This window comes from Bacillus sp. NPDC077411, assembly GCF_044543425.1.
In the GTDB taxonomy this organism is placed as follows: Bacteria; Bacillota; Bacilli; order Bacillales; family Bacillaceae_G; genus Bacillus_A; species Bacillus_A bruguierae.
Map to the genome: position 1 here is coordinate 1 of NZ_JBITWA010000042.1, position 9,117 is coordinate 9,117.

The 9,117-nt window shown below is 32.5% G+C and carries 9 protein-coding genes and 2 pseudogenes; 8 read left to right on the forward strand and 3 right to left on the reverse strand.

Going from position 1 to position 9,117, the window contains the following annotated elements:
• From ACIGHG_RS25375 to ACIGHG_RS25400, 6 genes and pseudogenes are all read left to right on the forward strand, one after another.
• Positions 1 to 171 (forward strand): annotated as a pseudogene (locus ACIGHG_RS25375) (undecaprenyl-diphosphatase); the annotation flags it as partial.
• Positions 134 to 286, forward strand: coding sequence for a hypothetical protein (locus tag ACIGHG_RS25380; protein ID WP_396551224.1), 153 nt, complete (start codon positions 134 to 136; stop codon positions 284 to 286). The pseudogene ACIGHG_RS25375 and the gene ACIGHG_RS25380, both read left to right, overlap by 38 nt.
• A 343-nt stretch (positions 287 to 629) precedes the next feature.
• Positions 630 to 1,106, forward strand: coding sequence for a hypothetical protein (locus tag ACIGHG_RS25385; protein WP_396551226.1), 477 nt, complete (start codon positions 630 to 632; stop codon positions 1,104 to 1,106).
• A gap of 430 nt (positions 1,107 to 1,536) precedes the next feature.
• A complete protein-coding gene (locus ACIGHG_RS25390; protein ID WP_336474715.1) occupies positions 1,537 to 2,355 on the forward strand; it encodes an alpha/beta fold hydrolase in 819 nt (272 codons plus the stop codon).
• A gap of 207 nt (positions 2,356 to 2,562) precedes the next feature.
• Positions 2,563 to 2,798 (forward strand): annotated as a pseudogene (locus ACIGHG_RS25395) (IS4 family transposase); the annotation flags it as partial.
• Positions 2,799 to 3,071: 273 nt separating this feature from the next.
• Complete coding sequence (locus ACIGHG_RS25400; protein ID WP_396551228.1) at positions 3,072 to 3,575, forward strand: DUF4367 domain-containing protein; 504 nt, start codon at positions 3,072 to 3,074, stop codon at positions 3,573 to 3,575.
• Between the two features lie 545 nt (positions 3,576 to 4,120).
• Here the strand turns inward: ACIGHG_RS25400 and ACIGHG_RS25405 are convergent.
• From ACIGHG_RS25405 to ACIGHG_RS25415, 3 genes are read right to left on the reverse strand one after another with little or no spacing between them, the layout of a single operon-like run.
• Positions 4,121 to 4,756: an ABC-2 transporter permease gene (locus tag ACIGHG_RS25405; RefSeq protein WP_396551230.1), complete on the reverse strand. Its 636-nt coding sequence runs from the start codon at positions 4,754 to 4,756 to the stop codon at positions 4,121 to 4,123.
• A complete protein-coding gene (locus tag ACIGHG_RS25410) occupies positions 4,746 to 5,612 on the reverse strand; it encodes an ABC transporter ATP-binding protein (RefSeq protein ID WP_396551232.1) in 867 nt (288 codons plus the stop codon). Before ACIGHG_RS25410 ends, ACIGHG_RS25405 begins: the two co-directional genes overlap by 11 nt.
• A complete protein-coding gene (locus ACIGHG_RS25415; RefSeq protein WP_396551234.1) occupies positions 5,609 to 5,992 on the reverse strand; it encodes a GntR family transcriptional regulator in 384 nt (127 codons plus the stop codon). The genes ACIGHG_RS25410 and ACIGHG_RS25415 overlap by 4 nt, the downstream gene beginning before the upstream one ends.
• A 266-nt stretch (positions 5,993 to 6,258) precedes the next feature.
• Between ACIGHG_RS25415 and ACIGHG_RS25420 the strand changes: the two genes are divergently transcribed.
• Positions 6,259 to 7,407, forward strand: coding sequence for an IS4 family transposase (locus ACIGHG_RS25420; protein WP_396551236.1), 1,149 nt, complete (start codon positions 6,259 to 6,261; stop codon positions 7,405 to 7,407).
• A gap of 379 nt (positions 7,408 to 7,786) precedes the next feature.
• The gene (locus ACIGHG_RS25425) at positions 7,787 to 8,758 is read left to right on the forward strand and encodes an NAD(P)H-dependent flavin oxidoreductase (protein WP_289359663.1); all 972 of its coding nucleotides are present in this window, start codon (positions 7,787 to 7,789) and stop codon (positions 8,756 to 8,758) included.
• The last annotated feature ends 359 nt before the right edge of the window (positions 8,759 to 9,117 follow it).

Genomic DNA, 9,117 nt, shown 5'->3' on the forward strand with positions numbered 1-9,117 from the left:
GGGATTCATTATCCTTTTGATGTTGCAATAGGGGCTTTAATAGGATGTGCTTCAGCGTTATTTTCGTATTGGTTAGTACCGAAATTTTCTTTTATCAAGCAATTGCTTACTCTATATGAAAGAGTAGAGAAACATGTTTTACCATCCAAAAACAAATCAAAGGGATTTTGAGTATACAAGTATAAAAGTTAGCGTGAAAGATACAGATGCTGACGACCTATATATGGAATGTATTCATGTTGCAGCTGTTGCTTCAACTATTGCTGAACAAATTAAAAAAAAGTAAGAAAGTGGAGTGCAATTTATCTAAGAATATATAATTTTTAACAAAAATTCATAATTATGTTATATAATGATGTTAACAAACCATATTTTAGGAATTACCCCGATTGTGTAGAATGTATATTTTGTTTTGCTGAGCTAAAATATTTAGCTAAAAGAACTTGTAGCGGGGCCTGCTACAAGTTCTTTTATTTTATTTGGAGAATTACTTTTCATTAAATGAAAATACGAAAAAAAAGGAGGGATTCCCTTTAAGGACAAAAAATGAGCTTATATTTGTTTATTTATTTTATGTTACAGTTCCATATGTTAGTCAATTACAACACTGTTAAGAAGGAGTATACATAATGAAACGTAAAATGTTAGCTTTAATAGTTCCAGTCATGTTATTATCAGCGGTAGGTTGTGTAAACAATCAGAAAGAAAAAGAAGAAATTAAAGTTTCAATAGAGCAAAATAAACCAGAAGACTACCCTAAAAACCTAAAATATCTAATGAAAGATTTTACAGACCAAGCTAGAGATATTGATAACCTTATCAATAGCAAGAAATCACAGTATAAAAAAGCAACTGAGTTTAGAGAGCTTTCTGAACCTTTCCTAGATACAGTAGACAAGGTAAAAAAATTAGAGTACGACCAAAAATACTTTCCTGTACACAATAAGGTAGATGAAGCAATGACATATGTAAAAGCAGGGGTAGACCATATGCAAACTGCTTTATCTATGGGAGACAAAGTAAGCGTAGAAATAGCAGTTGATGAACTAAAAACCGCTTCTAAGTTAATAGATGAAGGGCATAAGGAAATGAAAAAGATTAAGTAACAGATAAACAAACAAAGGGGTAGGTGAGTATGAAACGTAAAATGTTAGCTTTAGTTGTTCCAGTCATGTTATTGTCAGGAGTAGGTTGTTCAAACACATCTCTATCAATCTAAGATAAATTTATATCCATAATTCACAGAAAACGTTATTCCTTCTAATCTAGCTTGTTTAGAAAGAATAACGTTTTTTTGTACTTGGGGGGTAATAAAATTTCTTAAGTTGATGGGTATGGGGTCACCATGCCCATCAAGCTAACATTTTGAAGTGCCCCCAAAACGAAAATTTCATCTTTTCATAGGTGTCCATGAGAATTTAGTTCATTTTTTTCGTTTTGGGGAACATTTAATTTCTTAAGTTGATGGCAATGTGTCATTGCCTCTATATGTTAAAATAAAATTAATTTAAATTAATTAAGAAAGCAGGAGTGAATATGGCATATTGCAAAGTTCGTCAAGCTAATATCTATTATGAAGATATAGGGGATGGTATACCAATCGTGATGATACATGGCTATTCTTATGATCATCGATTAATGAGTGGTTGTATGGAACCTATATTTACTGAAAGAGATAAATGGCGACGTATTTATATTGACCTTCCTGGAATGGGATTAACAAAAAAATATAACGAAATAAATTGCTCTGATGAAATGTTGAATGCTGTTTTAGATTTTATTCAAGCTGTTCTTCCTAATCAAGAATACTTAATCGCTGGGGAATCCTATGGTGGCTATTTAGCTAGAGGAATTATTGAAAAGCAAAAAGAAAGAATACTCGGAGCGGCTTTTATCTGTCCTGTTATTATTCCTCTAAATGAGAATAGAAAAGTTGAGAAACATATAATTTTGAAAACAGATAATGAATTTATTGGAAGTTTATCGAAAGAGGACCTGGAGGATTTTAGCACTAACCATGTTGTACTTGATGAGTACAATTGGCTACGATACAAAAATGAAATCCTTGCAGGTTGTAAAGTTGCAAATGAAGAATTTTTAAATAAGGTTAAGAATAACTTTGAATTTTCATTCAAAGTAGATCAGTCTGATTTTGATAAACCAAGTGTATTTCTTTTAGGAAGACAAGACTCTTCTGTTGGATATAAAGATACACTCAACATTATAAACAAATATTCAAGGGGAACATTCGCTGTGTTGGATACAGCTGGTCACGATTTACAAATAGAACAACCACAAATTTTTAACACTCTAATAAACGAATGGTTGGATAGAGTTGAAGAAACTTATATTTAACTATGGGGTCCCGCTACATCACTATCAATCTAAGATTTTGCACTATCCATAAAACAAAAAAGACGTTATCCTTTCTGTAGAATTATAGGAAAGGATGGCGTTTTTTATGAATCTTTCGATTCTTGATGAACTTCAACCGATTGCTGAAGAATTACAACGACATATGTCTCCTCATGTTTTAGAACACCTAGCTAAAGAAAAAGGATTCGTTCAACGAAAGAGTTAAGTGAATACAAATCCATCTATATGATAAAGAACTATTATCTATTGTTTTATGAAGGACTACAGAAGGGCATCCATGAATTATTAAAAGTTTTATTGCGTTTGTTTTACCTGTTAGAAAAAACGGACGAAAATCTCACCGTTACGAAAAGAAAACAGTCTTTGATATCTTAGGATTTGTGTATGATTGTACGTTGTCACAAAGTTTCCAAGTTGCATAATATTTTTAAAAATACCTATTTAATAGGTTTATTTGTTATGCACATCTTTAATGTAGTCGTAGAAATTTCAAAAAAGCACATTCACATATACTCTCCTGGCACCCTTAGCTTGATGGCGATGTGATGCTACCCCATATAGTATTGTTTTTTTCAGGGGATGGACAAAAACATCCAATTATCAATGTTAACGACATTTTGTTCGGGATAGTATGAATAAGGATATACATTAGATCAGATACTAATAGTAAAACGTTCTAGGAAGAATAAAAAGGTATGAAAAAAATACTTTTTACTTTTATAATATGCGTGCTGTTATTTTTGAATAAATCCCCTATAAATGTCCATGCCCACAATATTGAAGTGAGCAAAGAAAATTTTACAATAAATCAGCTGAATGGAAAAACCAATTTTAATTTATTAATTCCAAGTAAGGTATCAAACAAGTGGGTTGTAGAGCTAAAATATCCAGAAAAAATTTATCAACATATGGACAAAATACAGATACATTACTTTGATGAAACAAGATCGCAATTGAAACTTGCGGTAATAGAAAAAAAAGAAAAAGAAGATTTTGCTGAATTAGAGGATTATGGAATTAATGTAAAAATAAAAGATAAGATAGCTGTATTTCATCCATTAACACCTACTAAAAGAATAAAGGATGTACAAGGTGGTACTTTAAGTTGGATACAAAATGGTACTTTAATTACATTGTTTAGTTCCCGAATATCTAAAGAAGAGTTAATTAAGATCGCTGAGTCCATGAAAGAAGCTTAAAAAGTAAATAAAAAATTTATAAACATATAGAATAAGATATAAGTTTTACAAAAGATACAAAATGTTAAACCCATAAAACCCATAAAACCCATTGATATCGGTACGTGTGCACGATATCAATGGGTTATTATTTGGACATTTAACAGTGTGTTTTACAAATTATAAAAAGATGTAAACTTAGTTTTACTTTTTAGGGGCATGGGCGGTACCCCCATAGCCATCAAGCTAATATTTTGAGATATCCCCAAAACGAAAATTTTACCTTTCCATAGTTATCCATAAGGATTCAGCTCAACTTCTTAGGGAACAATGAATTTCTTAGCTTGATGGCGTTGGAGTGGTACCCTTTAATGAAAAGAGAAGTTAAGAAGACTAATGATTTAAAGACTTGATTCATTTCAATATTCATAAAATCTACTTAATTAAGAAAAAGGTATATAATAAGGGGAACTTGAATTTTTAACAGGGATGGCTGAAAAAAATAAATTTTTACGATACTAAATATATTTCCTTTAACAGCTATCCCTATTATATTTAAAATCTAATTATAAATCCTTTTTTGCATATATTTTGAGAGATATCATCATTGATATAAAACTAATAACTATTGAAATAAAACAAGGCATCCATGCTAGAACAATTGATGGAAATGGAAAGGTAATTGTAAAATCAAAGTGTCCCTTTATAAGAGTAGGAGCGACAAAAGGTATTAAAAAGACAGTAAAAATTGTTATAATTTTTGTTTTGTCATAACCGAATTTAAATTGAGCAGGGAGTAGTATACCAAATAAAATACTAACAATTAGAAATGTTATTCCAAGAGCGTTTATGCTGAGTTTTTCTATACCCGATGGTATGATAATTGGCGTAATAATACGAATGATGGAGACACAAATGAAAATTACAAAAAGAAAGAGATATTTTGCTTTTACAAATGCATTTCGTGTGTATGGAGTTGCACAAAGTAAAGTCGCCCCCTTGTACTGATCCTCAAATTTGGATATCGTACCAAATAAAATTTGCTCCATCAAAATCACTGTTAAAAGAAAGCCAACAAGACCGCCATCGTTTAATTGTAGTTGTGTAGAAACATAAATAGGAGCGATAGCTGCAAAAACAAGTAAAATTAAGAAATGTTTTTTGACTAGCATAAAGTCTTTCATTACAAGGTTAATTAACATGATTATTACCTCCGATGTATGAAAGCATAATATCCTCTATAGTCGGCCTTTCCACCAATACATCAGGCATGAGTCGACGAACATCATCTTTTTTATGAGTAATCCCCTCAAATCCGTATTGAGATTGATGCAAATTTAAAAAAAGTGGTTTGGTTTGTTCATTAATTAATTGATTGTCTCCTTTTACCAATGCGTGTGTGTCCACTAATATATCTTTTTCCTCATTAACTAAAATTTTTCCATCATCGATTAAAATAATCATATCTGCAATTTTATCTAAATCAGAGGTAATATGAGTGGAAAAAAAGACACTTTTACCTGGTTCCTTCATAAAATCCAGAAGAATATTCATCAATTCACTCCTTACTAATGGGTCCAAACCACTTGTTGGTTCATCCATTATCAATAGGTCTGCATGGTGGGATAGCGCCAAAGCAACCGCGAATTTCATCCGCATACCTTTGGATAGAGTAGAAATTTTTTGTCCTAGATTTAAATTAAATTGTTTAATGTAAGATAAGAAGACCGCTTCATCCCAGTCAGTATAAGAAGGGGCAATCACATTTTTCGTTTCTTTTAATGTTAATTCATCATAGAAATATCCTTCATCTAGCACAATGCCAATTTTGTTTTTAGATTTCCTTTCATTTTTATCCATATCTTTTCCTAAAAAATTAATTTTTCCAGAATCTTTTAAAATGAGGCCAAGGATTGCTTTAATTGTAGTAGTTTTCCCGGAACCATTAGTACCAATAAAGCCTGTTATACAGTCTTTTTTAAGTGAAAAAGTAACATCTTTTAATGAAAACCTGTCGTAAGTTTTATTTAGTTTATTCACTTCTAACACAGCATTCATTTGCCATTCTCCTCCTCTAAAATTAAGTCCATCATCAAATGAAGATCATCCGCATGAATTCCTATACTTCGAGCCATCTGACAGACTTCTGCAAGTTTGACTTCTACCATGTGGCGCTTGGATTCCATTAATAACTCTAGGTTTGTGGGAGCTACATAGGTTCCTTTGCCAACCCTAGTAATAATAAATCCTTCTGTTTCTAGTTCTGCATAGACTCTTTTTGTGGTAAGTACACTTACATGTAAGTCGTTGGCTAATAAACGGATTGATGGTAACTGTTCGCCTTCTTTCAACTCATTGTTAAATATTGATTCTTTAATCTGTTCCTTTATCTGCTGATATAAAGGCTGATTTGATACATTACTTAAGATTATTTTCATTAAACAACCTCACTATCGATAAGTGTTATGGTATATGATACACAATATACACACCATATACAGCTAATATTATAAATTATAAAAATTAGATTAACAAGATATATTGTTACAAAAATTACCTAAATGTTAATTTTAGGGAAAATCTTAACAAAGGTCTTATAGGAGGCCCTTCACATCACTATCAAGCACAGGCAAATTTATATCCATAAAACGAAAAAAACGCTATTCTTTTTGTAGAAATATACAGAAAGGATGGCGTTTTGAGTATGGATTTATCGATTTCTGATGAACTACAATTATTTTCTCAAGAATTACAACAACATATGTCACCACATGCATTGGAACAGTTAGCTAGAGAAATAGGATTTGTTCAACGAAAAAGTAAATACCGCGCACAAGATTTAGTGGCTCTATGTATTTGGTTAAGTCAAAATGCTGGCGTGAAAATTCAACTAGAATATGATTTACTAAGTGGTCAGTTTCTAAATGTTCATGTAGGATCAGGAAAGCACAATGATAAAACGTATAGTTCTACTTGTTTAACATCTCTTCAACCGAACGATGTATGTATACGTGATTTAGGATACTTCGACTTAAAAGACTTACATACTATAGAAGAGTGTAATGCTTATTTTATTTCAAGATTAAAGCTCAATACACGTATATATCAGAAAAATAAAGAGCCTGAATACTTTCAAAATGGAACAATAAAAAAGCACTCTGAGTACATCCAGTTAGATATGGAGCAATTCATTGACCAATTACAGTCAGGTGAAACATATGAAATTCCTGAGATTTATATTGGGATGTATCAAAAGCTTCCTGCAAGACTAATTCTGTACAAATTAACTGAAACACAAATGAAACGTAGACAAAAGGATTTAGCACTTAAAGAACACAAGAAGCAAATTATCTATAAAGAACGCAGTAAGCGGCTTAGTGCAATTAACTTTTACATTACAAATATTCCTTTGGAATATCTACCAAAGGAACAAGTATATGATTTTTACTCCTTACGATGGCAAATTGAACTTATTTTTAAAACATGGAAATCATTTTTTCGCATTCATCACTGTAATTCTGTAAAATTAGAACGACTAGAATGTCATTTATATGGACAATTAATTAGCATCCTTCTTTGTTCCTCCACCATGTTTCAAATGCGCCAATTACTCCTCATCAAGAAGAAACGAGAATTAAGCGAATATAAAGCGATTTATATCATAAAAGATTACTTTCCACTTATTTATCAATCTCTACAAAAAGACATCCAAGAATTAACAAAGATACTGTTTCGTCTGTTCAATCTCTTACAGAAAAACGGACGAAAATCCCATAGGTATGAGAAGAAAACAGTCTTTGATATCTTAGGCGTCGTATACAATTTTTCTATGTCTCACAATCATGTAGCGTAATCTAAAAATTTGAAACCCGATAGGGTTTATTTCGTATGCAAATCTTTAAAGAACTTACACTGGATCTTTAGAAAGAAGAAAAATCTCACGTGAAATTAAATTTATATAAGCTTAGCTTGATGGGCATGGGGCCCCGCCAACCAAATGACATAAAACCCACGATAATACATTTTTGGAATTTATAGGAGGTTCAGCCAAGATACGCGTAAAACTAGGTCATAATTTTAAAGTTCAAGATTTATAGAATATTATTCGAACATTTTGTGAAAAACAACAAAAAACACCACAAACTACTAGGAGTAGGTATTAATTTCCTGGTGTCCGTTCGAAACGCTATGTTACACTAAGGGAGCTTTAACGGTCCATTCTAAAAACAGTAATGAAATGGGGTATTTACTTGAACTTTCCACAGTTAAAAATCGGTCATATGATGCCAAAGGTTCCAATTATGCAGGGAGGTATGGGCGTAGGTATTTCATTAAGCAAACTTGCATCTGCTGTTGCAAATGCTGGAGGAATTGGAATTATATCAGGAACTGGAATTTCCATCGACGAAATGAGACTACATATAAGGACGGCGAAGGAAAAGGTACAGAATGCCGGCTATATTGGAGTAAACGTTCTTTTCGCGATGAATGATTTTGCTGAAAAAATGAAAGCTGCCATTGAAGAAAAAGTTGATTTCATCATATCAGGTGCTGGGATTTCAAGAGATATGTATACTTGGGGCAAAAAGGCCGGTATACCAGTTATTTCAATTGTTTCTTCAGCGAAGCTTGCTAAATTATCTGAACGCCTGGGTGCAGCTGCAGTTGTTGTAGAAGGTCATGAAGCCGGGGGACACCTCGGAACCGAAAGACCTTTATTCGATATATTACCTGAAGTAGTTGCAGCGGTTAAAATTCCCGTAATTGCTGCTGGAGGAATTATGACTGGAAAAGATCTTGCTCGTGCCTTAAGTATGGGGGCCTCTGGAGTACAAATGGGGACGAGATTTGTTGCAAGTGATGAGTGTGACGCACCCTTATCATTTAAAGAAAAATATGTACATGCTCGAACGAAAGATACTATGCTGCTGAAAACAACTGTAGGTCTTCAAGGTCGTGCAATTAAGAATAATTTCACTGAACTGATAGCTGATGATAAAAAGATAAAAATAAAGAAGTGCATTAATTGCCTAAAAAATTGTTCTTATCGTTTTTGTACGCTAGATTCTTTGATAACATCAATGGATGGTGATTGTGAGAATGGTCTTGTTTTTGCTGGAGCAAGAGTGCATGAAATTAAGGAAATACTACCAGTCAAAACAATTATCAATAATATCATGACAGAATATAAAGCCTGTATTTAAGTAAGAATTAACTTCGAACCTCTTATATTCATCTGAAGAAGATATGGATACTGAATGATTCTATGATATTTTGTCTTATCCCCCCTTTTCGGGGGGATGGGCAAAAACACCTGGTATAAATTTAAGCAATCAACTACTTTAGAATCATTACGACCACTCCGGAAGTAAAATACCAAAACCGAAATTCTTTAACGTGGGAAAATCGTCTTTTTGTTCTCCAAAAAATGTCTTAGCGTGGGTTTTATGTCATTTGGTTGGCTGCACCCCATCGCTATCAAGCTAACAAAACAAAATTCCCCCTAAAATGAAAAAATACGCTATTCTTTCTGTAGAATCATAGGAAAGGATGGCGTTTTTGT

Excerpts from the sequence above, each read along its gene's own strand:
- ACIGHG_RS25380 (WP_396551224.1), top strand. The coding sequence starts at position 134 with ATGTTTTACCATCCAAAAACAAATCAAAGGGATTTTGAGTATACAAGT.
- ACIGHG_RS25385 (WP_396551226.1), top strand. The coding sequence starts at position 630 with ATGAAACGTAAAATGTTAGCTTTAATAGTTCCAGTCATGTTATTATCA.
- ACIGHG_RS25390 (WP_336474715.1), top strand. The coding sequence starts at position 1,537 with ATGGCATATTGCAAAGTTCGTCAAGCTAATATCTATTATGAAGATATA.
- ACIGHG_RS25400 (WP_396551228.1), top strand. The coding sequence starts at position 3,072 with ATGAAAAAAATACTTTTTACTTTTATAATATGCGTGCTGTTATTTTTG.
- ACIGHG_RS25405 (WP_396551230.1), bottom strand. The coding sequence starts at position 4,756 with ATGTTAATTAACCTTGTAATGAAAGACTTTATGCTAGTCAAAAAACAT.
- ACIGHG_RS25410 (WP_396551232.1), bottom strand. The coding sequence starts at position 5,612 with ATGAATGCTGTGTTAGAAGTGAATAAACTAAATAAAACTTACGACAGG.
- ACIGHG_RS25415 (WP_396551234.1), bottom strand. The coding sequence starts at position 5,992 with ATGAAAATAATCTTAAGTAATGTATCAAATCAGCCTTTATATCAGCAG.
- ACIGHG_RS25420 (WP_396551236.1), top strand. The coding sequence starts at position 6,259 with ATGGATTTATCGATTTCTGATGAACTACAATTATTTTCTCAAGAATTA.
- ACIGHG_RS25425 (WP_289359663.1), top strand. The coding sequence starts at position 7,787 with ATGAAATGGGGTATTTACTTGAACTTTCCACAGTTAAAAATCGGTCAT.